The 21,790-nt window shown below is 69.9% G+C and carries 20 protein-coding genes and 3 pseudogenes; 12 read left to right on the top strand and 11 right to left on the bottom strand.

The window, feature by feature from the left end:
- Nucleotides 1-167: 167 nt before the first annotated feature.
- The 7 genes from ACFYR3_RS17410 to rsmI form a co-directional block, all read right to left on the bottom strand.
- Nucleotides 168-1,973 carry an ABC-F family ATP-binding cassette domain-containing protein gene (locus ACFYR3_RS17410; protein WP_355845857.1) on the bottom strand — a complete coding sequence of 602 codons (1,806 nt, stop codon included), beginning with the start codon at nucleotides 1,971-1,973 and terminating at the stop codon, nucleotides 168-170.
- A 156-nt stretch (nucleotides 1,974-2,129) separates the two neighbouring features.
- Entirely contained in the window at nucleotides 2,130-3,032 is a 903-nt protein-coding gene (locus tag ACFYR3_RS17405; RefSeq protein ID WP_355845854.1) for a 4-(cytidine 5'-diphospho)-2-C-methyl-D-erythritol kinase, read from the bottom strand.
- Nucleotides 3,029-3,982, bottom strand: a complete 954-nt coding sequence (gene rsmA / locus ACFYR3_RS17400; RefSeq protein WP_389283680.1) for a 16S rRNA (adenine(1518)-N(6)/adenine(1519)-N(6))-dimethyltransferase RsmA — start codon at nucleotides 3,980-3,982, stop codon at nucleotides 3,029-3,031. Before rsmA ends, ACFYR3_RS17405 begins: the two co-directional genes overlap by 4 nt.
- Before the next feature lie 26 nt (nucleotides 3,983-4,008).
- Nucleotides 4,009-5,514, bottom strand: coding sequence for a ubiquitin-like domain-containing protein (locus ACFYR3_RS17395; protein ID WP_389283807.1), 1,506 nt, complete (start codon nucleotides 5,512-5,514; stop codon nucleotides 4,009-4,011).
- A 316-nt stretch (nucleotides 5,515-5,830) separates the two neighbouring features.
- A complete protein-coding gene (locus ACFYR3_RS17390) occupies nucleotides 5,831-6,721 on the bottom strand; it encodes a TatD family hydrolase (protein WP_389283678.1) in 891 nt (296 codons plus the stop codon).
- An 82-nt stretch (nucleotides 6,722-6,803) separates the two neighbouring features.
- Nucleotides 6,804-7,283, bottom strand: coding sequence for a hypothetical protein (locus ACFYR3_RS17385; protein ID WP_355845843.1), 480 nt, complete (start codon nucleotides 7,281-7,283; stop codon nucleotides 6,804-6,806).
- A gap of 228 nt (nucleotides 7,284-7,511) precedes the next feature.
- On the bottom strand, nucleotides 7,512-8,369 hold the full coding sequence (gene rsmI / locus ACFYR3_RS17380) for a 16S rRNA (cytidine(1402)-2'-O)-methyltransferase (RefSeq protein WP_355845841.1): 858 nt from the start codon (nucleotides 8,367-8,369) through the stop codon (nucleotides 7,512-7,514).
- Between the two features lie 96 nt (nucleotides 8,370-8,465).
- Between rsmI and ACFYR3_RS17375 the strand changes: the two genes are divergently transcribed.
- From ACFYR3_RS17375 to ACFYR3_RS17345, 7 genes and pseudogenes are all read left to right on the top strand, one after another.
- Nucleotides 8,466-10,205, top strand: a complete 1,740-nt coding sequence (locus ACFYR3_RS17375) for a phospholipid carrier-dependent glycosyltransferase (protein ID WP_355845838.1) — start codon at nucleotides 8,466-8,468, stop codon at nucleotides 10,203-10,205.
- A gap of 428 nt (nucleotides 10,206-10,633) precedes the next feature.
- Nucleotides 10,634-12,262 (top strand): penicillin-binding transpeptidase domain-containing protein, encoded by a 1,629-nt coding sequence (locus ACFYR3_RS17370; protein ID WP_389283675.1) that lies wholly within the window; start codon nucleotides 10,634-10,636, stop codon nucleotides 12,260-12,262.
- 104 nt (nucleotides 12,263-12,366) lie between these two features.
- Nucleotides 12,367-14,037, top strand: a complete 1,671-nt coding sequence (locus ACFYR3_RS17365) for a penicillin-binding transpeptidase domain-containing protein (protein ID WP_389283673.1) — start codon at nucleotides 12,367-12,369, stop codon at nucleotides 14,035-14,037.
- A 118-nt stretch (nucleotides 14,038-14,155) separates the two neighbouring features.
- On the top strand, nucleotides 14,156-14,686 hold the full coding sequence (locus ACFYR3_RS17360) for a YbaK/EbsC family protein (RefSeq protein WP_389283671.1): 531 nt from the start codon (nucleotides 14,156-14,158) through the stop codon (nucleotides 14,684-14,686).
- Nucleotides 14,683-14,918: pseudogene (locus ACFYR3_RS17355) on the top strand (EamA family transporter); the annotation flags it as partial. The gene ACFYR3_RS17360 and the pseudogene ACFYR3_RS17355, both read left to right, overlap by 4 nt.
- Nucleotides 14,913-15,113: pseudogene (locus tag ACFYR3_RS17350) on the top strand (hypothetical protein); the annotation flags it as partial. The pseudogenes ACFYR3_RS17355 and ACFYR3_RS17350, both read left to right, overlap by 6 nt.
- Before the next feature lie 319 nt (nucleotides 15,114-15,432).
- Entirely contained in the window at nucleotides 15,433-15,678 is a 246-nt protein-coding gene (locus ACFYR3_RS17345; protein ID WP_355845827.1) for a hypothetical protein, read from the top strand.
- Nucleotides 15,679-15,767: 89 nt separating this feature from the next.
- Here ACFYR3_RS17345 and ACFYR3_RS17340 read toward each other — a convergent pair.
- A pseudogene (locus ACFYR3_RS17340) lies at nucleotides 15,768-16,150 on the bottom strand (transposase family protein); the annotation flags it as partial.
- Nucleotides 16,151-16,297: 147 nt separating this feature from the next.
- Between ACFYR3_RS17340 and ACFYR3_RS17335 the strand changes: the two are divergent.
- The 3 genes from ACFYR3_RS17335 (at nucleotide 16,298) to ACFYR3_RS17325 (ending at nucleotide 18,044) form a co-directional block, all read left to right on the top strand.
- Entirely contained in the window at nucleotides 16,298-16,663 is a 366-nt protein-coding gene (locus tag ACFYR3_RS17335) for a hypothetical protein (RefSeq protein WP_356785471.1), read from the top strand.
- Between the two features lie 309 nt (nucleotides 16,664-16,972).
- Entirely contained in the window at nucleotides 16,973-17,473 is a 501-nt protein-coding gene (locus ACFYR3_RS17330) for a hypothetical protein (protein ID WP_389283668.1), read from the top strand.
- Nucleotides 17,474-17,699: 226 nt separating this feature from the next.
- On the top strand, nucleotides 17,700-18,044 hold the full coding sequence (locus ACFYR3_RS17325) for a hypothetical protein (protein ID WP_355845820.1): 345 nt from the start codon (nucleotides 17,700-17,702) through the stop codon (nucleotides 18,042-18,044).
- A 632-nt stretch (nucleotides 18,045-18,676) separates the two neighbouring features.
- Here the strand turns inward: ACFYR3_RS17325 and ACFYR3_RS17320 are convergent.
- From ACFYR3_RS17320 to ACFYR3_RS17310, 3 genes are all read right to left on the bottom strand, one after another.
- Nucleotides 18,677-18,961: a hypothetical protein gene (locus ACFYR3_RS17320; protein ID WP_355845819.1), complete on the bottom strand. Its 285-nt coding sequence runs from the start codon at nucleotides 18,959-18,961 to the stop codon at nucleotides 18,677-18,679.
- A 219-nt stretch (nucleotides 18,962-19,180) separates the two neighbouring features.
- On the bottom strand, nucleotides 19,181-19,462 hold the full coding sequence (locus tag ACFYR3_RS17315) for a hypothetical protein (protein ID WP_261703913.1): 282 nt from the start codon (nucleotides 19,460-19,462) through the stop codon (nucleotides 19,181-19,183).
- Between the two features lie 197 nt (nucleotides 19,463-19,659).
- Nucleotides 19,660-20,133, bottom strand: a complete 474-nt coding sequence (locus tag ACFYR3_RS17310; RefSeq protein WP_355845816.1) for a hypothetical protein — start codon at nucleotides 20,131-20,133, stop codon at nucleotides 19,660-19,662.
- A 463-nt stretch (nucleotides 20,134-20,596) separates the two neighbouring features.
- Here ACFYR3_RS17310 and ACFYR3_RS17305 point away from each other — a divergent pair, with 463 nt between their 5' ends.
- Both ACFYR3_RS17305 and ACFYR3_RS17300 read left to right on the top strand, forming a co-directional pair.
- Nucleotides 20,597-21,172 (top strand): hypothetical protein, encoded by a 576-nt coding sequence (locus tag ACFYR3_RS17305; protein WP_355845814.1) that lies wholly within the window; start codon nucleotides 20,597-20,599, stop codon nucleotides 21,170-21,172.
- A 73-nt stretch (nucleotides 21,173-21,245) separates the two neighbouring features.
- Entirely contained in the window at nucleotides 21,246-21,530 is a 285-nt protein-coding gene (locus tag ACFYR3_RS17300) for a hypothetical protein (protein ID WP_355845812.1), read from the top strand.
- Nucleotides 21,531-21,790 lie beyond the last annotated feature (260 nt).

Below are 21,790 nucleotides of genomic sequence, written 5' to 3'. Positions count from 1 at the left end.
GGGGCGAGGGGCGCCGCGGCGAGGGGCGCATACGGCAACTCGGGGGCGCCTGACGGGAATTACGCGCCCTTCGGCGGGCTGCGCACGCCGCATGGGCGCGCCCGCTCGCGGCGCCTTGCGCCCCAGGAGACACCGCGAGCTCGACGAGGGACGTGTGCCCCTCCGTGTCATGCGTCTTCCGCCAGCTCCAGCCAGCGCATTTCGAGTTCCTCGCGCTCCCCCGCCAGATCGCGCAACTCGGAGTCGAGTTGGGCGACCTTCCCGAAGTCGGTGGCGTTGTCGGCGATTTGCGCGTGCAGCTTGCTCTCCTTCTCGGAGATCTTGTCCAACTGGCGCTCGATCTTCTGAAGTTCCTTCTTGGCGGCACGGGTGTCGGCGGCGGAAGCAGCCTTGACCGGGGCGGGAGCGGCGGCGAGCACGGCGGCCGCGGCCACCTCCTCCATCTTCTTGCGCCGCTCCAGGTACTCGTCGATACCGCGCGGGAGCATCCGCAGGGTGGCGTCACCGAGGAGCGCGAACACGTTGTCCGTGGTGCGCTCGATGAAGAAGCGGTCGTGGGAGATCACGATCATGGAGCCGGGCCAGCCGTCGAGGAGGTCCTCCAGCTGGGTGAGGGTCTCGATGTCGAGGTCGTTGGTGGGCTCGTCGAGGAACAGGACGTTGGGCTCGTCCATCAGCAGGCGCAGGATCTGGAGGCGCCGTCGCTCACCACCGCTGAGGTCGCCGACCGGCGTCCACTGCTTCTCCTTGTTGAAGCCGAACGTCTCGCACAGCTGCCCGGCGGTCATCTCGCGCCCCTTGCCGAGGTCGACGCGGTCGCGGACCGACTGGACGGCCTGGAGGACCCGCCAGGTGGGGTCGAGTTCGGCGACCTCCTGGGAGAGGTAGGCGAGCTTGACGGTCTTGCCGGTGACGATCCGGCCGGCGGCGGGCTGCTGGTCGCCGTCGCTGCGGGCGGCCTCGGCCAGGGCCCGCAGCAGGGAGGTCTTGCCCGCGCCGTTCACGCCCACCAGACCGACGCGGTCGCCGGGGCCGAGCTGCCAGGTCAGATGCTTGAGCAGCACCTTGGGCCCGGCCTGCACGGTCACGTCCTCCAGTTCGAAGACGGTCCTGCCGAGCCGCGAGTTGGCGAACTTCATGAGCTCGCTCTTGTCGCGGGGCGGCGGCACATCGGCGATCAGCTCGTTGGCGGCCTCGACGCGGAAGCGCGGCTTGGAGGTACGGGCGGGCGCCCCGCGGCGCAGCCACGCCAGCTCCTTGCGGACCAGGTTCTGCCGCTTGACCTCTTCGGTCGCGGCGATGCGCTCACGCTCGGCCCGGGCGAACACGTAGTCGGAGTAGCCGCCCTCGTACTCGTACACCGCGCCCTTCTGCACGTCCCACATCTGGGTGCAGACCTGGTCGAGGAACCACCGGTCGTGCGTCACGCAGACGAGGGCGGAACGACGCTCGCGCAGGTGCTTGGCGAGCCAGGCGATGCCCTCGACGTCGAGGTGGTTGGTGGGCTCGTCGAGGATGATCAGGTCCTGCTCCTCGATGAGCAGCTTCGCCAGCGCGATACGGCGCCGCTCGCCGCCGGAGAGCGGGGCGATCACGGTGTCGAGCCCCTGCGGGAACCCGGGCAGGTCGAGACCGCCGAAGAGACCCGTCAGTACGTCCCTGATCTTGGCGTTGCCCGCCCACTCGTGGTCGGCCATGTCGCGGATGACCTCGTGGCGGACGGTGGCCGTGGGGTCGAGCGAGTCGTGCTGGGTGAGCACGCCGACGTGCAGGCCGCCGGAGTGCGTGACACGGCCTGTGTCGGGCTCCTCCAGCTTGGCCAGCATGCGGATCAGGGTGGTCTTGCCGTCCCCGTTCCGGCCGACCACGCCGATCCGGTCGCCCTCGCTGACGCCGAGGGAGACTCCGTCGAGCAGTGCACGGGTGCCGTACACCTTGCTGACGGACTCGACATTGACCAGGTTGACGGCCATTTCTCTCCTGAACAAGGGGGACGATCGACCCTCAAGGGTAGTCCGCGCGGTGAGCGTCCCCCGCCGCGCGTTCCTCGCCCCTCCGCCCCTGCCCGGCCCGTGCCCGGGGGCGCCGCCCCCGCAGGCCTGCTCCTCCGTCGCCGGAGGGGCCGATTCTCAGCCGAGCACGGTCGCGCCCGGCGCCGGGGACTCCGTGACGCGGACCGCCCGGCAGGTGCCCGAGGCGAGCAGCACCTCGCCGATCGTCCGCGCGGACTCCGCGTCGGGGGCGAGGAACGCCGTGGTCGGGCCCGAGCCGGAGACGATCGCGGCCAGGGCGCCGGCCGCTCGGCCCGCCGCGAGGGTGTCGGCGAGGGCCGGGAAAAGGGAGAGGGCGGCGGGCTGGAGGTCGTTGGAGACGGTGCGGGCGAGGGCCCCTGCGTCCCCCTTGGCCAGCGCGTCCAGCAGGTCCTGCGAGGCGACCGGCTCCGGAACGCGCAGGCCCTCGTTCATCCGGTCGAACTCGCGGAAGACCGCCGGGGTCGACAGCCCGCGCTCGGCCATCGCGAACACCCAGTGGAAGGTCCCGCCGACCTCCAGGGCACGCAACTGCTCGCCCCGCCCGGTGCCGAGCGCCGCCCCGCCCACCAGGGAGAACGGCACATCGCTGCCCAACTCGGCGCAGATCTCCAGGAGTTCGTCGCGCGAGGCGTTCGTGCCCCACAGCGTGTCGCAGGCGAGCAGCGCGCCGGCTCCGTCCGCGCTGCCGCCGGCCATGCCGCCGGCGACGGGGATGTCCTTGGCGATGTGGAGATGGACGGCCGGGTCGATGCCGTACCGGCGGCCGAGTTCGATGGCCGCGCGGGCCGCGAGGTTCGTGCGGTCCAGGGGCACCTGTCCGGCGTCCGGGCCCGCGCAGGTGACGCGCAGTTCGTCGGCCGCGGTGACCGTCACCTCGTCGTACAGCCCGACCGCGAGGAACACGTTGGCCAGGCCGTGGAACCCGTCGGGGCGGGCGCCGCCGACCGCGAGCTGGACGTTGACCTTGGCAGGGACGCGTACCGTCACCGTCTCCGTCACGGCTGGGTCGACTCCTCGTTCTCGGCGCCGTTGTCACCGGCGTTCGCGTCGGGGTACTGACGGGCGCCCTTGGTGTCCCCGCCAGTCGCCCGTCCGCGGTTCTCCGCGATCCGGACGAACTCCTCGACCGTCAGGGACTCCCCACGGGCCTGCGGCGAGACCCCGGCGGCGACGAGCGCGGCCTCCGCGGCGGGCGCCGAACCGGCCCAGCCGGCGAGGGCGGCGCGCAGCGTCTTGCGCCGCTGGGCGAACGCGGCGTCCACCGCGGCGAACACCTCGCTCTTCGTGGCGGTCGTCCTGATCGGCTCGGTGCGCCGGGTGAGCGCCACGAGTCCGCTGTCGACGTTGGGCGCCGGCCAGAAGACATTGCGCCCGATGGAGCCGGCCCGCTTCACGTCGGCGTACCAGTTCGCCTTCACGGACGGCACGCCGTACACCTTCGAGCCGGGCGGGGCGGCGAGCCGGTCCGCGACCTCCGCCTGGACCATCACGAGGGTGCGTTCGATGGTCGGGAAGGTGTCGAGCATGTGCAGCAGGACGGGCACGGCGACGTTGTACGGGAGGTTCGCGACCAGCGCGGTCGGGGGCGGGCCCGGCAGTTCCCGGACCTGCATGGCGTCCGAGTGCACCAGCGCGAACCGGTCGGCCCTCTTCGGCATGCGGGCCGCGATCGTCGCGGGGAGCGCGCTCGCGAGGACGTCGTCGATCTCGACGGCGACGACCCGGTCCGCCGTCTCCAGCAGGCCGAGCGTCAGCGAGCCGAGGCCGGGACCCACCTCCACGACCACGTCGTCGGGCCGCACCGCCGCGGTCCGCACGATGCGGCGCACCGTGTTGGCGTCGATCACAAAGTTCTGGCCGCGCTGCTTGGTGGGCCGTACGCCGAGGGCTGCCGCGAGTTCGCGGATCTCGGCGGGGCCCAGGAGGGCGTCGGAGGTGGGGCTGGTCACGAGCCAAGGGTACGGGGGGTCCGGCCTCAGCCGTGCAGCCGTGGCCCGCAGTGCGGCCAGGCACTCGTCCCCCGGCGCACGTACAGCTTCTTCGCCCGGAGGGTCTGTTCCGCGGCCGGGGCGTCCTGGGGGCGCCCGCTGCCGCCGAGGGTGTGCCAGGTGTGGGTGTCGAACTGGTAGAGGCCGCCGTAGGTGCCGGACGGGTCCACGGCGCCGGGCCGGCCGCCGGACTCGCACGCGGCGAGGCCGGACCAGTTCAGCTGGTCGACGCCGCCGGTGGCCGGGGGATGCGGCTTCGTGCCCACCCTGACCAGCTGGTTCTGCGGCCGCCGCACCACCTCGGACCGGACGAGCCGCGGCCGCTGCCTGACGCCGTTGACGGTGCGCAGGGTGTAGGTGATGCGCAGCGCTCCGTACTGGCCGGGGCGTTCGACGACCTCGGTGCCCTTGAACAGCGAGGAGTCGTCCGCCCGCCGCACCTCGAACGGAATCGGTTCCTCGCGGACCTCCCTGGCCCCGGTGACCCGCAGGACCGTGACGGTCTGCCCGTCCCGCGGAAAGCTCCCGGCCGGCACGGAGGTCATGTCCTGTCCGTGCAGGGTGATCCCGGCCTCCTGGACGGCCTCCCCGACGCTCGCGGCGTTCGTACGGATCGTCCGCGCCCGGCCGTCGGCCATGATCGTGACCGCGCGCTCGGTCCGCACGTCGAGCGCCAGGCCCTCGCGCCCGATGGGCCGCGAGCGCGAGGTCGACAGGTACGCGCCCTCGGCGCGCACCCCCAGCTGGCTGAGCGCCCCGTCCACGGTGTGCGCCGTCGTCCACACACTGCGCCGCTCCCCGTCGAGGGTGAGGTGCACCGGGCGCCCGTAGCGCACCGCGACCTCGTCCCCGTTGGTGAGGGCGGTGCCGGGGGCGGGCGCGACCACGTCGTACGCGCCCACCTTCACGCCTTCGTCGGCGAGCAGTTCCGTCACGTCGTCGGCGAACGTGTGCAGTGTGCGCGGTCGGCCGTCGACGCTGAGCTCGATCGCCTTGTCGTTGGCGACGAACGCGGAGGTGCCGCCGGCCAGGAAGGCCACGACCAGGGCCTGCGGGAGCAGTCGGCGCAGGGATTCGGGGCGCTCGAGAACGCGCCTGCGCCGGGCCGCGCGGCGCGCCTCGGCCCGCCCACCCGTCGCGCGCTCCCCGTCACGCGCGTCCCGCCCGCCGTAACGCCCGCCGGCGCGCCCCGTGCCGGCCGTACCGCCCGCAGGGGGCGTGATGACCACGGTGTCCGCCTGCTGACGCGGCAGGCGGGGCTCGGTCGGCGCGTCGGACACGCCGGGCACACCCCGTGCACCGGGCGTTCCGAGTGCACGGGGCGTGCTCGGTGCCGCGGGCTCGGGCATGCGCGTCTCGTACGCCGGGCGGTACGGGTCCGGGTAGCCCTGGCCGTACGGCCCGTAGCGCGGGTACTCCGCGTAGCCCACGTAGCCCGAGTACTCCTCGTAGCCGGGGTAGGGCGCGGCGGGTGCGGCGGGCGCGCCCGGCATGCCGGGCGGACCAGGAACACCGGGCGCTCCAGGCGCGCCGAGCGGGTCCGCCGCGGCGGCCGCACCGGCCATGGCGGCGGCGCCGGTGACGCCGACGACGACGGTGGTGGCTTCAGCGCCACCGGTCGGTCCATACGTCTCGTACTGCTCGTACCGCGAGCTGCTCACGACGACACGCTCCAGGGTCCGGATCGGGCGACCAGAACCTAGCGGAGCGGCCGTCACTCTCCCAAGCAAACGCGGCTACGCTGTGTCGCGACACTCCCTCGCGATAGTCCCTTGTCCGGCCAGGAAAAACCCCGGGGAGCGTTACAGGTCAGTAATCGAACGCGCGCGCGGTGTTGGCGGAGATCGAGGTCGCCAGCGTGTCTTCGTCGATCCCCCGCACCGCGGCCATGGCGCGCACCGTGACCGGAATGAGATACGGCGCGTTGGGCCGTCCGCGGTACGGCACGGGGGTCAGGAAGGGCGCGTCGGTCTCGGCGAGGACGAGTTCGAGCGGGGCCACGGCCAGCGCGTCGCGCAGAGGCTGGGCGTTCTTGAAGGTCATGTTGCCGGCGAAGGACATGAAGTAGCCGGCGCGCGCGCAGACCGCGGCCATGTCGGCGTCGCCGGAGTAGCAGTGGAACACGGTCCGGTCCGGGGCGCCTTCCTCCTCCAGGACGCGCAGAACGTCGGCGTGGGCGTCGCGGTCGTGGATGACCAGGGCCTTGCCGTGCCGCTTGGCCATCTCGATGTGGGCACGGAAGGAGCGCTCCTGCGCCTCTTTGCCCTCGGGCCCGGTGCGGAAGAAGTCGAGTCCGGTCTCACCGACGCCCTTGACGTGCGGGAGGGCGGCGAGAGCGTCGATCTCCGCGAGCGCCTCGTCCAGGGCCGCTTCGCCGCCCGGTACCCGCGCGCCCTGCCTCGACCAGCCGTCGGGATCGCCGAGCACGATACGGGGCGCTTCGTTGGGGTGCAGGGCGACGGTGGCGTGGACGGCGTCGTACGCGGCCGCCGTCTCGGCTGCCCAGCGGGAGCCCTTCACGTCGCAGCCCACCTGGACGACCGTCGTCACTCCGACGGACGCGGCCTTGGCGAGGCCCTCCTCGACCGTGCCGGACTGCATGTCGAGATGGGTGTGCGAGTCGGCCACGGGAACGCGCAGGGGCTCGGGGAGCGGAGGCGCGGCGTTCTTGTCGGGGGCGCCGGAAGCGGAGGAAGGCATGCCCCGATCCTACGAAGGGGGCATGCCCGGCCTCACCTCGCGGGGAGCCGGGAGGCCGTCCCGTGGGTCCCGCCCGGCTCCGTCAGCCCGCCCGGCGGTGCTGGAACGGGTGCAGCAGATCCGACAGGTGCCAGTGGTGCGGCTCCTTCGGGGCGTCGGACGAGCTGCCCGGCACCTCCCCCTCCGGGCCGTCCTCGGGCTGTCGCGGCACCGGACGGTGCGGACGGTGCGGGCGGTGCGTCATGGAGTGCATGGAGTCGAGAACGGAGGACACCTGACCGGCGCGCATGATGCGCACCACGTGGCTGTCGCAGTTCAGACAAGTGGGCCGGCTGAGCGGCGACGGCACGACATGGCCGTTCGCCACGTACATCACGAACTCGCCGCCCCCTGCGTCGCGGTGGTGTTCGATCTCGTACGACTGTTCCCAGCCGTGCCCACAGCGCATGCAGGCGAAGGAATACGACTCGTGAACCACGGCCGTCGCCGCCCCGCGATGCCCGGTCTGTTCGGTGACCTGACCAGCGGTGATACCGCCGGTGTGTCCTGTGATCTCACTCATGCCAGCTCCTCTTGTCCGCTGGACAAGCACCTCCGTCGACGGAATTCCCCCTGAATTCCATCGATTCGCCGAAGGCGAGGGACGGGTGCGTCCCTGCGTCCAGTGGACGCCTCTCCCGGCACGAACGCATCCGGCCTGTCGAGTGTTGGAGGCGTTTTGGCCTTTCCTTGTCGGAAGGCTCCTGTTACGCGGCCTGATCTTTGCTTTTCACGATAGTCCTTTGCCCTTCTATGGGCCGCTTCGTGCGGCGTTCTTTGCCGCGACGACCGCATCGAAGACGTCCCGCTTGGGAATTCCGGCCTCCGCGGCGACGGCGGCGATGGCCTCCTTGCGCCGCTCCCCCGCCTCCTCGCGCACCTGGACCCTGCGCACCAGCTCGGCGGCGTCCAGTTCCTCGCCACCCTTTTCGGGGGCGCCCTCGACGACGACGGTGATCTCGCCGCGGACACCCTCGGCGGCCCAGGCGGCCAGCTCGCCCAGCGGGCCGCGCTTGACCTCCTCGTACGTCTTGGTCAGTTCGCGGCAGACGGCGGCGCGCCGCTGGGTGCCGAAGACCTCCGCCATGGCAGCGAGGGTGTCGTCGAGCCGGTGGGGGGCTTCGAAGTAGACGAGCGTCCGGCGCTCCTCGGCGACCTCTCGCAGCCGGGACAGCCGCTCGCCCGCCTTCCTGGGCAGGAAGCCCTCGAAGCAGAAGCGGTCGACGGGCAGGCCGGACAGCGCGAGCGCGGTGAGTACGGCGGACGGGCCGGGTACCGCGGTGACCTTGATGTCCTTCTCGACCGCGGCCGCGACCAGCCGGTAGCCGGGGTCCGACACGGACGGCATCCCGGCGTCGGTCACGAGCAGCACCCGTGCCCCGCCGACCAGCGCCTCGACGAGTTCCGGGGTCCGGGCGGCCTCGTTCCCCTCGAAGTACGACACGACACGCCCTGTCGTCTGGACACCGAGGGCCTGGGTGAGCCTGCGCAGCCTGCGGGTGTCCTCGGCGGCGACGACATCGGCCCCGGTCAGTTCGGCCGCGAGCCGTGGCGGCGCGTCGGAGATGTCGCCGATGGGGGTGCCTGCCAACACAAGGATTCCTGTCACGGTTCCATCCTCGCAGGGGCGCGGCCCGACAAGCTCATCCGACCGGAAGGGACCCATGCACGGGACTCCCACAGACCTGTTCCCTACGATGGCGCGGTGACCAGTACCGCGTCCTCCACGGACACCCGGCAGGGCCAGGCCGCAGCGCAGCGGCCGTCGTGGCAGCAGCGGCTGCGCCGATTCGGCTACACGACGCCGCCCAGAAGTGATGTGCGCGACCGGCTCGTACCGCCGTACGCCGAGCCCGGCCCCGGAATCTGGGCCGCTCTCGGGCTGCGCCAGGAGGTCGCCGACCGTTTCAACCGCTGGTCGGGGTGGGTGGGCCCACTCCTGGTGACCCTGCTCGCCGGGCTGCTGCGGTTCTGGAACCTGGGCAGCCCGAAGGCGGTGATATTCGATGAGACGTATTACGCGAAGGACGCCTGGGCGCTCTTCCACCGCGGCTACGAGGTCAACTGGACCAAGGACGCCAACAACCTGATCCTCCAGAGCAACGGCCATGTGCGGGTCCCGAGCGACGCCGCCTACGTCGTGCACCCGCCGATCGGCAAGTACGTCATCGGGCTCGGCGAGTGGATGTTCGGGTTCAACCCCTTCGGCTGGCGCTTCATGACGGCGCTGCTCGGCACGCTGTCGGTGCTGCTGCTGTGCCGGATCGGGCGGCGGCTGTTCCGCTCGACGTTCCTCGGCTGCCTCGCGGGCACGCTGATGGCGGTGGACGGTCTGCACTTCGTGATGAGCCGCACCTCACTGCTCGACGGTGTGCTGATGTTCTTCGTGCTGGCGGCCTTCGGCTGCCTGGTCGTCGACCGCGACAAGGCGCGGGCGAGACTGGCGGCAGCGCTGCCTGTCGACTCGGACGGCGCCGCCCACCCGGACGCGCACGCCGCCGAGACCACCCGGCTGGGGTGGCGGCCCTGGCGCTGGACGGCCGGCCTGATGCTGGGCCTGGCCATCGGCACCAAGTGGAACGGGCTGTACGTCCTCGCCGCGTTCTGTGTGATGGCGGTCCTGTGGGACGCGGCCTCGCGCCGGGTGGCGGGCGCCCGGCAGCCCTATCTGGCGGCGCTCAAGCACGACACGGGCATCACGTTCCTGGCGACGGTCCCGGTCGCCCTGGCCGTGTACCTGGTCTCCTGGACCGGCTGGATCCTGTCGCCGGCCAACGGCAAGGGCGGCTACTTCCGCAACTGGGCCGTGACCGACGGCAAGGGGGGCAACTGGACCTTCCTCCCGGACTGGCTGCGCAGCCTGTGGCACTACGAGCACGAGGTCTACAAGTTCCACGTCGGGCTGGTGTCGCCGCACACCTACCAGTCCAACCCGTGGAGCTGGCTCGTCCTCGGCCGCCCGGTCTCGTACTTCTACGAGTCCCCGCTGCCCGGCAAGGACGGCTGCCCCTCCGACGCGGCGGGCGGCAAGTGCGCCCGTGAGGTGCTGGCACTCGGCACGCCCCTGCTGTGGTGGGCCGCCTGCTTCGCGATCGCCTACGTGCTGTGGCGCTGGGCCTTCCGCCGCGACTGGCGGGCGGGCGCCATCGCCTGCGGCGTCGCGGCCGGCTACCTCCCCTGGTTCATGTACCAGGAGCGGACCATCTTCTTCTTCTACGCCGTCGTCTTCGTCCCGTTCCTCTGCCTCGCCGTCGCGATGATGATCGGCGCGATCCTCGGCCCACCCGGCTCCGGAGAACGCCGCCGCGTCATCGGCGCGGCGGGAGCAGGCGTCCTGGTCCTCCTGATCATCTGGAACTTCATCTACTTCTGGCCCCTGTACACGGGCACGGCCATCCCGATCGACCAGTGGCGGTCGCGGATGTGGCTGGACACCTGGGTCTAGCCGGGCGGACACACGACGAGGGCACGGCTTCCCGCCGTGCCCTCGTCGTCGTTGCCGGGCGGTCGCGGCTGACGCCGGACACCTGCGCTGCCGCGGCCTGGTGCGCCGACTCCCGGCCAGGCCGCCGAGGCCGGCACGTCGCTGGAGTTCACCTCCACCCATCTCGGCGATCCGGTCACCATGGATGCAGTACGACCGGCCGGCCCCGGACGACCCGCACCGTGATCTCCTCGTCGACCTGACCGGCCGGTAGAGCTGGGAAGTCCGCGTCCGTGAACGTTGTTCACGGACGCGGCCGTCGCCTGAGGCTAACAATTCGGCGAAGGTCTGCACCATGAGCCCCACCCGCGCCTAGAGTGCGGGGTGAACCGGCTTTTCTGAACGCGTTCAGAAGTTCGGAAGAGGGTTCACGGGGAGGGATTCGCGCGATGCGCAAGGGGGCAAAGGCTGCCGTCATCGGCAGCGTGTTCGCGGTGATGGTGGGCGGTGCCGGGTACGGCGCCTACAACGTGGTGACCTCGATCAGCGGGGACGGCGGGGGCGGCGCCGCCGGTCCCGCTCCTGTGAACACCGGGCCGCCGAGCGGCGCCGAGGTCAAGGAAGCCAGCCGCGCGTTCTTCGCGGCCTGGGAGAAGGGCGACGCGGCCAAGGCGGCCGCGTACACGAACTACGCGTCGAACGCCGAGGGGCTGCTCGCCGGCTACCGCGACGACGCGCACCTGACCGGTGTGAGGATCACGCCGGGCGCGCCGTCCGGGGCGACCGTGCCGTTCTCCGTCAAGGCGACGGTGTCGTACGACGGGAAGAGCAAGCCCTTCGCGTACGACTCCGAACTGACCGTCGTACGCGGGGAGACCACCGGGAAGGCACTGGTCGACTGGAAGCCGTCCGTCGTCCACCCGGAGCTCAAGGACGGGGACACCCTGGTCACGGGCGAGTCGGCGAGCCCGGCGATCGAGGCCGTGGACCGGAACAACGTTGTCCTGACGAAGGAGAAGTACCCGTCCCTGGGGCCGATCCTCGACGCGCTCCGCGAGAAGTACGGCGACACGGCGGGCGGCACGCCCGGCATCGAGCTGTCGATCCGGCACGGCGGCGAGGCCGGCGGCGACACGACCCTGGTCACTCTCGCCAAGGGGCGGGCGGGCAAGGTCCGCACGACACTCAGCGCGCGTGCGCAGGCCGCCGCCGAGAAGGCGGTCGCGCAGTACTCCGAGTCCTCCGTGGTGGCGGTGAAGCCGAGCACCGGCGAGGTGCTGGCCGTCGCCAACCACCGCACGGACGGCTTCAACGCGGCCTTCCTCGGCAAGCTCGCGCCCGGCTCCACAATGAAGATCATCAGCGCGGCGACCCTCATCGACAACGGCATCACGACGGCGAACGGTCCCGCGACCTGCCCTGACACCGCGGTATGGCAGAGCCAGACCTTCCACAACCTCACGGGCATGCAGCCGCAGGAGAACGCCACGCTCTCCGACAGCTTCGCGCGCTCGTGCAACACCGCCTTCGTGAAGTACGCGGACGATGTGAAGGTCGACTCGCTGACCAACGAGGCCCAGCAGCGCTTCGGACTCGGGCAGAACAACTGGAAGACCGGCATCGAGTCCTTCGACGGCTCGGTGCCCGCCTCCGGCGGCCCGGACACCGCGGCCAACATGATCGGCCAGGGCCAGGTCCAGATGAGCCCGCTGAACATGGCGTCGGTGACGGCCACCGCGATGACGGGCGTCTTCCGGCAGCCGGTCATCGTGCCGCGCGCCCTCGACGACCGTGAACTGGCCTCCGCCAAGGGCCTGCCCAGCGGTACGGTCGCGCAACTGCGTTCGATGATGAACCGCACGGCGGTCAGCGGCACCGCGGCCCGGGTGATGGCCGGGCTCGGCGGCAGGATCGGCGCCAAGACCGGCTCCGCCGAGGTGGACGGCCAGGCCAAGTCCAACAGCTGGTTCACCGGATACCGGAACGACATGGCCGCCGCGGCCATGACCCAGGAGGGCGGTCACGGCGGAGAGGCTGCCGGACCGATCGTCGCAGCTGTGCTACGAACAGGCGGCTGAAGCCGCTCCTCACAGAACGGGACCCTAGGGTGGTGCTCCTCGTTGAGGAGCGAGGGGCGCGAGGGCATCACGGGGCATCAGGGGACGGCGGAGGACGGGAAGCTGTGGGCAAGAGAAGACGCGTCGCCGAGCGACGGAAGACGAAGCAGCCCGCCGTACTCGGCGGGGTGATCGCCGTGGCCGTCGTCGGCGGCGCGTTCGGTGCCTACAGCCTGTACGGCAGTGGCGCGGCGGCCGAGGAGGGGACCACGGCCACCACCCGCAAGGCCGTCAAGACGGGCCCGCTGTCGGCGGCCGAGATCAGCATGGCGTCCACCGCCTTCCTGACCGCCTGGCAGAGCGGCGACGTCACCCGGGCGGCCGCGGCGACCGACGACTCGGCCGCCGCCACGACCACCCTGACCGGCTTCGGCAAGGACGCCCACATCAGCGGCGTGACCCTGACGCGCGGCAAGCCGTCGGGCGCCGACGTCCCCTTCAGCGTCAAGGCCACCGTCACCTACAAGGGCAGGACCAAGCCGCTGGCGTACACGTCGAAGCTGACGGTCGTACGCCGGGTCAAGGACGGCGTGGCCCTGGTCGGCTGGAAGCCCTCGGTCGTCCACCCGGACCTCCAGGACGGCGACCGGCTGGAGACCGGCGAGTCCGGGACGCCGCCGATCACCGCCCTCGACCGGCACGGCGGTGAGCTGACCGCCGCCAAGTACCCCTCTCTGGGCACGGTCCTCGACGGACTGCGCGAGAAGTACGGCAAGACGGCCGGCGGCAAGGCGGGCATCGAGCTGCGAGTGGTCCGCAAGGCCGCGGCCAAGGGGGCCCAGAAGACCCCCGCCAAGACCCTGCTGACGCTCAGCGCGGGCACGCCGGGCACCGTGAAGACGACACTCAGCCCGACCCTCCAGGCGGAGGCCGAGCGTCTGGTGGCCGCCAAGCCCAAGGCGTCGGTGGTCCTGATGCGCCCCTCGACGGGCGAGATCATCGCCGTCGCGAACACGGACCACGGCTTCAACACCGCCTTCCAGGGCTCCCTCGCGCCGGGCTCCACGATGAAGGTCATCACGGCGTCGATGCTCTTCGAAAAGGGCCTCGCCTCCCCCGACAAGCCGCACCCCTGCCCCAAGACGGCGACGTACGGCGGCTGGAAGTTCCACAACGACGACGACTTCGAGATCAAGAACGGCACGTTCAAGGCGAGCTTCGCGCGGTCCTGCAACACGGCCTTCATCACGCAGGCGAAGAAGTTGCAGAACGACGACCTGACCAAGCAGGCCCAGCAGGTCTTCGGGCTGAGCCGGAACAACTGGGCCATCGGCGTTCCGTCGCTCGACGGTTCCGTGCCGGTGCAGAGCGCCGCGCAGATGGCCGCGTCGCTGATGGGCCAGGGCGGGGTCCGCATGAACCCGCTGAACATGGCGTCCGTCGCCTCCACGGTCCAGTCCGGCAGCTTCCACCAGCCGTACCTGGTCGACCCGTCGGTCGACCACCGCACGCTGGCCACGGCGTCCCGCACCCTGTCCGCGACCACGCTCGCCCAGCTGCGCGAGGTCATGCAGTACACGGCCTCCGCCGGCACCGCCGCCTCGGCCATGGCCGGCCTCGGCCCCGACTTCGGCGCCAAGACCGGCTCCGCCGAGGTCGACAACCAGGAACAGCCCAACGGCTGGTTCACGGCCTGGAAGGGCGACCTCGCGGGAGCGGGCGTCGTCCAGCAGGGCGGCCACGGCGGCACCACGGCCGGCCCGATCGTGGCAGCCCTCCTGAAGGCCGGCAGCTGACACCCGCCCTCCGGCTCCAGGAAGCGAACGGGCCCCGGGAGCACAACTGCCAACGGCCACGGTGACCTGGCCGGGCCCCGGTCGCGTGGCGCGTACACCGACCGCTAGCGTGCCGTTCATGAACGCCACCGATGAGAACGCCGGCGAGGAGCAGTCCGCCGCCACGAACGCCGCCGACCCCCGTTTCGTCGAGGCACTGCGGGAGCTGGGTCTCGGCGATGTGATCGGACGGGTCCGGCGCTTCCCCGACACGGCCCGCAGCACCGCCGAGGCCGCCGCGGCGATCGGCTGCGAGCCGAGCCAGATCTGCAAGTCGCTGTTCTTCGCGGCGGACGGGGTCCCGGTGCTGGTGCTCCTGGACGGCTCGGCACACGTCGGCATGGAGCTCGTACGCCGGGAGCTGGGCGCCGAGAAGCTCACCCGGGCCGGGGCCCACCTCGTGCGGGAGTCGACGGGGTACGGGCCCGGTGCCGTGCCGCCCTTCGGACACCGTACGAAGATCCGTGTCCTGGTGGACAGCTCGCTGCTCGGCCACGACACGGTGTGGGCCTCGGCGGGCACCGCGTACACCGTCTTCCCGATGGACCCGAAGAGCCTGATCGCCCACGCGGGCGGCACGCTGGTGGATGTGCGCGAGCCGATCGCGTGACACCGCTCGTCACCGCGGCCGAGCTGCTGCCGCGGTCACCCACGCCGACTGGGACGCGCTCGCGCACCGCATCGAGGACGAGCTCGTCGGCTTCACGCTGATAGCGGGCGGCGGCATGCTGATCGGGTCAGTCATGGTGCCGTTCGTGGCGTTCCCGGCGTCCGGGGCGTGGCCGTGCCTCATCGTCTCGGCCCTCGTTCACATCGCGTACTACGTGCTGCTGATGCGCTCCCACTTTCCGAGCGAGCAAGCAGCGTTGAAGTGTGTCTACATGGCGATCATCTCGCGCGATCCCACCGGCAGGGGCCACGCTCGCTGGACCATGCGCTGGAACACCGCGCTGAACGCCTTCGACATCACCTTCGACGACCTCCTCTCAGCGGCCCGTCAAAAACCCCAACTACCCCCAGTTGCACCGCTCGTTTGACAGCCCCCACCCCGGCATCACCCTGACGCCAAAGATGCAGGACAGCGAGTTAGTGGCCTGCAAGCCCCAACCCCCGCTCCAGGCCACTGAGTTGATGCGACGGTGTGCCGTACCGGACTGTCGCCTGCGGTGCGCCCATACCGTATGCCGAATGGCAAAGCGTCCTTCTGCAGCGCCAGTTGGTGTCCACGCCGGGTCCGGCTCCTCCGTAGGACACGTACGACCTTCGTGCACAGAGCACTCGACGCTACTGCTAGTGTTTATCCAGTCACGCTAGGCAACTAGCATCATGTGTAAGCAATGGAGAACCGAGGGTTCCATGCGTAAGTTTCAGCAGATCGTGATCGCAGCCACAGTGGCGGCCGGTGGCCTGTCCGCCGTCGGTGCCGGAACGGCTGTCGCCGGCACCCATGACAACGGACCGCGGGCGGTGGACGTTTACCGCCCCTACCAGGAGTGCAGCCCGCAGACGGTGTCGGAGAACGACATCCCGATCGGAGTGCTCGGTTTCGGTCAGACCCTGGACACCACCTGCGGCCAGCACAACCGCGCCTTCACCGGCTGAGGTCAGCGACGTCATCATCGCGACGGTCGGTACGGATCCCTTCGGGTTAACCCGAAGGGATCGAATGCCGGCAGCCGGCCGCCTCGATCTCAGTGCGAGTCGGCCAAATGGAGGGCGAGGACCGCTTGGACGAGGCCGGTGACCCCGGGTCGTCGAGCAGCGGAGCTTGCGGAGAGGCAAGCCGGGACTTGAGGGTGGCGATGGCTCGTTCGACCAGTGCCCGGATCTCGCACGGGACCGGTTGACGGCCTGCCGACCGGCCGAGAGGGCGTCCCATCGACCACGGCAAAGGAGATGGACGAGCCGCCCGCACCGATGTAGCCCGTGTCCGACCGGCAGGTGATGCTGGCCTCGGCGAGGGCGTCGATGATGCCGTGCCCACGTGCTGCCCCAGCGTCATGACGGAGCCGGCCAGGGCCGGTGAAGCCCAGGGGAGACGGCCTTTCGGGTCGACTGTGCCCTGCACGTTCACCATTGCCAGCAGCTTCATCCGCCTGTCAGGCCAACTGTCCAGCCGACGCGGAGAGTTGGAAAAGGCTCAATTTCGCAGACCACGCCTGCGGCGCGGCCGATCGTGAGGGAGCGGCGCCCGGGCGCCCGTACTAAGGACACGCATCATATGTTCAGCAGGAAAAAGATCGCGGCCCTCTCCGGACTCATCGGCGGGCTCGCCGTGGCGTCCACGGGCATCACTTATGCGCACGCCGCGGGAGACCCGGCATCTTGCACTCGGAACCCGCAGGGGGACGTCATCTGTGTGCAGCACATCGAAGGTGAGACCGTGCAGCACATCGAAGGTGAGAGCGCCGGGCGCGGCGCCATTCCTCATCAGGAGACCTGCATGCCGGTGAAGTCCGTGACGCTGCCCGCCTATACGGGCAACGGCACGACACAAATCGGCCCTCAGGTGACCTGTTCGCCTGCCACGTCCGGAGCACCTCGCTCGATCGACAGGAAGCAGGAACTACCCGCCCTCCTCCCCTGAGGAGCACGCCGACTGAACCCCGCCCTACGGCCTCATTGGCGCTTTACCCCATACGGGGCTGCGGCGCGACATGGGGTATAAATCCCCGATTGATTACACCCAGCGTGCTTACGTTTACGGCAAGTGGTCATTCCAGGCGGGTAGGCCTGGATCAGGAAAGGGTCATCTATGCGTAAGTTTCAGCGCGCCATGGTCGTAGCGGCAGCCATTGCGGGGATTTCCGCCCTCGGCGCTGGCATCAGCTTCGCCGACGGTAGCGGCGGCGCGCCTGTACCGGTCTCCACCGTCGCCAACTCGTCTGCCAGCGCCGTGGCCGTCGGGGGTGGCTACTACTTCCAGCCGCCGGAGCAGGCTCTGGAGCAGGCCCAGCCCCAGGCGCAGGCCCAGCCGGAGGAGCAGAAGCAGGCTCAGGACCAGGCCCAGCCGCAGGTGCAGGCCCAGCCGCAGGACCAGGCCCAGCCGCAGGAGCCGGCACAGGCTCAGGACCAAGCCCAGCCCCAGGTGCAGGCCCAGCCGCAGGAGCCGGCACAGGCTCAGGACCAGGCCCAGCCCCAGGTGCAGGGCCAACCGCAGGACCAGGCCCAGCCGCAGGAGCCGGCACAGGCTCAGGACCAGGCCCAGCCCCAGGTGCAGGGCCAACCGCAGGAGCCAGCACAGGACCAGGCCCAGACCCAGCCGCAGGACCAGGCCCAGCCGCAAGAGCCGGCACAGGCTCAGGACCAGGCCCAGGCGCAGCCCCAGATGCAAGAGCAGCCGCAGGCCCAGGACCAGGACCAGGCGCAGCCGCAGGACCAGGGTGGTAACGACTAAGAGCCAGAGCTCCGAGTCAAGGCCCGCCGCGGCCTCGCTCAGCGTCGGGGATACGGACCGAGCGGTGCGCTGAGTGATAGCCCGTGGTGCAGGTAGCCCGGACGCTGAGTTCGCGTCCGGGCTACAACCATCCTGCCGGCGGACAAAGAATTAATTACTTTCTCGGCGCGGGCAACGCCGGTCAATAAAGAACTGTCCGATTCTTCACCACAAAGGAATGCAACGCATGCTTTTTTCGCAGAAGACTGCGGCCGTCGCAGCATTCGCCGGAAGCCTCGCCGCCATCTGTCTCGGCGCTACACATGCATACGCCGAGGGAAACCCAGGCGCCTGCCCCACCACCGCGCAGAAGGACGTCGTGTGCGTTCAGAAAAATGATACGTACGTCGACAAGGACGGCACGCACGTTATCAAGCAGGACCAGCAGTGCTCGACAACAGACCGGCCGCACGTGGTCACGCAGCAGGACCAGCTCCTGGGAAGCGAACCTGCCAAAGTGGGGCCGGTTGTGGAGTGCTCCAACACGGCCAAGCTGCCTGAGGGGTTCAAGAAGCCGCACATCGGCATCTGAACGCTCACGGAAAATGCTGGTCCGGGGAAGGGTTCCCGGACCAGCATTTTCGTTTTCGAAGAGGCAGGTCTCCTACCCGAAGCGGTCCAGAGTTCCCCGTCCCCGGTAGGCCAAGCTCCTTCGTTGCCGCCGGGGAGCCGGGCCGGACGTCCGGAGGGCCGTGGTGCACGATCTCCGACTGCGGCGCGATGCCGTCACCTCCGCCCCAGCCGGCCGGCAGGCGCGGGCACTCAGGCTCCGACGACGGCTCCGGCCACCGACCTCACGGGACTGCACACAGCAGGGCATCACTCAGCTCGAACAGCGCATCGCGCCGCCCGGTCGGACCCGCACAGAGTCCCGTCGAAAAGCATGACGGTTCGGCAATCGCATCCCTCGGGACGCCGTGGTGCAACAACCTCATAGCTACGGCCTCCGCGTTGATCCCATGCTTTCGTGACGGAGCACAGGATCAGGCGAAGGCCGCTGCTATGTTCGGAACTCAGGCAAACCCATCGGCATGTTCGGAGCCGCTTCCACGGCAGGCCCGACATGCCAAGCTCAGGGCTTGCAGACAGCTGAACTGCGGGTTTTGGGACTTGACCTTGCAGGTCGATGAGTCACTCGCCCACATGTCGTTCATCTGTTAGCTCTTAGCCGCCAAAATGGTTGCTGCAACCCACGGTTGAGCCCAGCGACGTCTTCTGGGCCCCCGGGTTGCCCTCGCCGCCCAGCAGGTTGCCGCCCAGCCCGTTGCCGATGCCGACCTGACCGAGGATATCGAGGTTCAGGTCGTGCGACTGGCAGGTGTTGCTCTGCGAGATGCTGAACTGGTCGCCGCCGCCGCCCTCCTGATCTGCGTGGGCGACGCTGACGCCCAGAAGTCCGACGTTTCCGAGGACGGCCATCAGGACAGCGGCCGTGCGGAGCTTGCGCATGTCATCTCCAGAAGAATTCAGGTGAATGCGACCTGCGAGGGATCGCCTCTATGTGACGCGAAGGGTTCAACGGCGCCAGAATGAAGCGCCCGGAAGCGTCCAGCGCTACGCGGTGCCGCCTCGGAAGGGGTTCGGCGCACGTGAAACGGTCCCGGCACTTTGCCTGAGGCCCAGTGCCGGGACCGCTCATGGGTCGGCGTCTTTACGCCTGAGGGGACTTCAGAAGGCGCTGTTGTTGCAGCCCATGCTGGAGCCGAGGGAGGTGGACTGGGCGCCCGGGTTGCCTTCGCCGTTGAGGGCGTTGCCCAGCAGGCCGTTCAGCACGCCGACCTGGCCGAGGACGTCGAGGTTCAGGTCGTGCGACTTGCAGTTGGAGCTCTGCGTGACGCTGAACTGGTCGCCGCCGCCCTCGCCGTGGCCGCCAGCGTAGGCCGTACCGCCTACGAGTCCGATGCTGCCGATGGCAGCGACCAGGACGGCAACGTTGCGAAGCTTGCGCATTTCATCTCCGTGGGGGTGAGTTTTTGCGATCTGTGGGTAGATCGCGGTTACAGGGCAGAACATTAGCGACAAAAGCCTTGAATTGGACAACGACACGCTGGCTTCATATCGCCACGGAAGCACCGAAAGCCGTGTCGCAGGGCGAGCCGAGCCCCGGTCCGTCCGCCACCCGTGCCCGGCATCGACGTGGTCGCCCGTCAGTGCTGCTGCACGTTGGCGAAAGAATTCGTCTGGCTGTTGGCCTGGGTGCACTCGACGCCCCGGGTCTGGGCCGCGGCGAGCAGGGCGACCGGGACGTTCGCATCGAGCAGGGTCTGCGGGCTGCACTCCTGGTACGGACGGAACAGGTTGGTCTGCCCCGCCGAAGCGCCCTGCTGCTTCTGCGGCGCTTCAGGAGAGATCCGCGGGCTGAGCTGCGGATTCAGCTGCGGGTTGACCTGCGGGGAAACCTGAGTGCCACGCGACGGTGCCAGCTGTTGCGGAGCCGGCGAGCCATAGGTCTGCGTGGTCGCCTGCGCGGAGGACGCCGAGACCGCCTGTGCGTCGGGCTGCGAAACCGGGTGCGGTGCAACGCCGTTGGGGGCCGACGGGGTGACGGCGGAGCTTGGGCCGGCGCCGACGCCGGCCAGGCCGCCGGCTGTTGCGGCGACGAGCGCGATCTTGTGAAGCATACGCATGAGTTTCCTCGGCTCTTCAATTGACCTGTGCACGGAAGCTGATGTGCCGATGCGGCAGCGCAGTCTTCGCTGTCCTCGCTGCTCCATTCGGCTGCGATGGGCCATCCCTATCGCCCCGTGGGGAACGAAAAAACCACGGACTCGAAACGGGCGCGGGGGTGTGGTCACCCATTCGGTGCGGCGTGCGAGCCGTGACGCACGGGTCGGCTGACGGCAAATGGGTGACGACCCGTCGAGTGCCGTGACCACGGCGCCGAAACCTCGTTCCTCGGAGGAGAGGGCAGCGACCGTAAACCTTTGACAGGTAGAGGATCCGCTGCCAGCTCCGATACGAAGTCCGCGTGCTCCTCGAGATAACCGTAGCCTCCGGCGCGATGCGAGTGACGCACCAACTGCACGCGTGACCGCATTGAATGCAATGGACTCACATCTCAGGTAACGAAGGGCCGAGGGTTTCATGCGGAAGCTTCACAAGGCCGCGCTCGTCGTCGCAGCGGCCAGCGGTTTGGCCGGCATCGGCGCCAGCGGCAGCTATGCCAACTCACCGGAGGGGCGCCTCAGTACCACCCCGGCATCGGTTCCGGATCAGCAGACCGCTCCGGCCGCGGCTCCCCAACCAGCCGCACAGGCCGCCCCGTCAGGACAACAGCAGACCGGATACGCCTCGGCCTCGGCCTCATCACAGGGAACAGCCCAAGCCTCCAGCTCGGCGAACCCGCAACAGGCCGCGCCCGCACAGTTCGCGCAGCCCGCACCCGCACAGCCGGCGCAGGCCGCCCCGTCACAGGTCGTGCCCCAGGTCATGCCGCAGGTCATGCCGCAAGTGGCCCCGCAGGTAGCAGTACCCCAGGTGCTCGGCTCAGAGCCCCCGACGGTTGTCGCCCCCCAGGTGAACCCGCAGCTCAACCCTCAGGTAAACCCGCTCGTGAACCCGACGATCACGCCCACGAGCGCACCGGAACTGGCTCCGGTCGCCCTCGGGCAGATCGCGGCCCCTCCCATCGGACAACTGGGACTTCCCCGACTCGGCTGACAGCCCGCCCCCTGCACATCCGCAGTCCTGACCCGACAGGTCAGATCCCCGCACTTCCCCCAAGGAGCTTCAAATGCGCAAGTTGCACAGGGTAGTTCTCCTGAGCGTCCTCCTCGGCAGTGTCGGCTCCTTGAGTGCCAACACCGCTTCCGCATACGGCGATCGCGGCCACGACACCGACAGCATCGACATCACCCAGGGCGCCGAGTGCCGCTCGCACGACATGAACATCGAGGTGCTCGGCAGCGTCGGCGCCCTCACCGGCCTGGCCGGTAACCTGCTGAACGGAGAAGGGGCCGCGGGCGCACAGAAGAGCCATCTCGGTTCCGACATGGGTTGCAACAGCCGGGCTCTCTGACCGGCCTCCCACTCGCGCCCTCCATTCCGTCGGCGCGGTGCCACTGCATTTACGCGTGGCGCAAGGTCTTTCACCCGCATACCTTTCGATTCAGCCGGCACCATCTCTGCATCGGGTTGCACGGAGGCGGGGGGGGGGGCCCCCCCCCGCCCCCCCCCCCCCCCCACGCACCGGCACCCCCCCCCCCCACCCCCCCGGGACAACCAGAGTGTGAAATAAACCCCCCGCCCGCGCCGGGATGAGAACGGGAACACCAACAG

It is taken from the genome of Streptomyces sp. NPDC005784, from assembly GCF_042871525.1.
GTDB lineage: Bacteria > Actinomycetota > Actinomycetes > Streptomycetales > Streptomycetaceae > Streptomyces.
Note: the sequence above shows the minus strand (reverse complement) of the source record. Positions and strands in the feature narration are given on the sequence as shown.

What these genes read in the sequence shown, in the direction of transcription:
- ACFYR3_RS17410 (WP_355845857.1), bottom strand. Translation starts at nt 1,973, where the DNA reads ATGGCCGTCAACCTGGTCAATGTCGAGTCCGTCAGCAAGGTGTACGGC.
- ACFYR3_RS17395 (WP_389283807.1), bottom strand. Translation starts at nt 5,514, where the DNA reads ATGCCGGGCGCGCCCGCCGCACCCGCCGCGCCCTACCCCGGCTACGAG.
- ACFYR3_RS17390 (WP_389283678.1), bottom strand. Translation starts at nt 6,721, where the DNA reads ATGCCTTCCTCCGCTTCCGGCGCCCCCGACAAGAACGCCGCGCCTCCG.
- ACFYR3_RS17385 (WP_355845843.1), bottom strand. Translation starts at nt 7,283, where the DNA reads ATGAGTGAGATCACAGGACACACCGGCGGTATCACCGCTGGTCAGGTC.
- ACFYR3_RS17370 (WP_389283675.1), top strand. Translation starts at nt 10,634, where the DNA reads ATGCGCAAGGGGGCAAAGGCTGCCGTCATCGGCAGCGTGTTCGCGGTG.
- ACFYR3_RS17360 (WP_389283671.1), top strand. Translation starts at nt 14,156, where the DNA reads ATGAACGCCACCGATGAGAACGCCGGCGAGGAGCAGTCCGCCGCCACG.
- ACFYR3_RS17345 (WP_355845827.1), top strand. Translation starts at nt 15,433, where the DNA reads ATGCGTAAGTTTCAGCAGATCGTGATCGCAGCCACAGTGGCGGCCGGT.
- ACFYR3_RS17335 (WP_356785471.1), top strand. Translation starts at nt 16,298, where the DNA reads ATGTTCAGCAGGAAAAAGATCGCGGCCCTCTCCGGACTCATCGGCGGG.
- ACFYR3_RS17325 (WP_355845820.1), top strand. Translation starts at nt 17,700, where the DNA reads ATGCTTTTTTCGCAGAAGACTGCGGCCGTCGCAGCATTCGCCGGAAGC.
- ACFYR3_RS17320 (WP_355845819.1), bottom strand. Translation starts at nt 18,961, where the DNA reads ATGCGCAAGCTCCGCACGGCCGCTGTCCTGATGGCCGTCCTCGGAAAC.
- ACFYR3_RS17315 (WP_261703913.1), bottom strand. Translation starts at nt 19,462, where the DNA reads ATGCGCAAGCTTCGCAACGTTGCCGTCCTGGTCGCTGCCATCGGCAGC.
- ACFYR3_RS17310 (WP_355845816.1), bottom strand. Translation starts at nt 20,133, where the DNA reads ATGCTTCACAAGATCGCGCTCGTCGCCGCAACAGCCGGCGGCCTGGCC.
- ACFYR3_RS17305 (WP_355845814.1), top strand. Translation starts at nt 20,597, where the DNA reads ATGCGGAAGCTTCACAAGGCCGCGCTCGTCGTCGCAGCGGCCAGCGGT.
- ACFYR3_RS17300 (WP_355845812.1), top strand. Translation starts at nt 21,246, where the DNA reads ATGCGCAAGTTGCACAGGGTAGTTCTCCTGAGCGTCCTCCTCGGCAGT.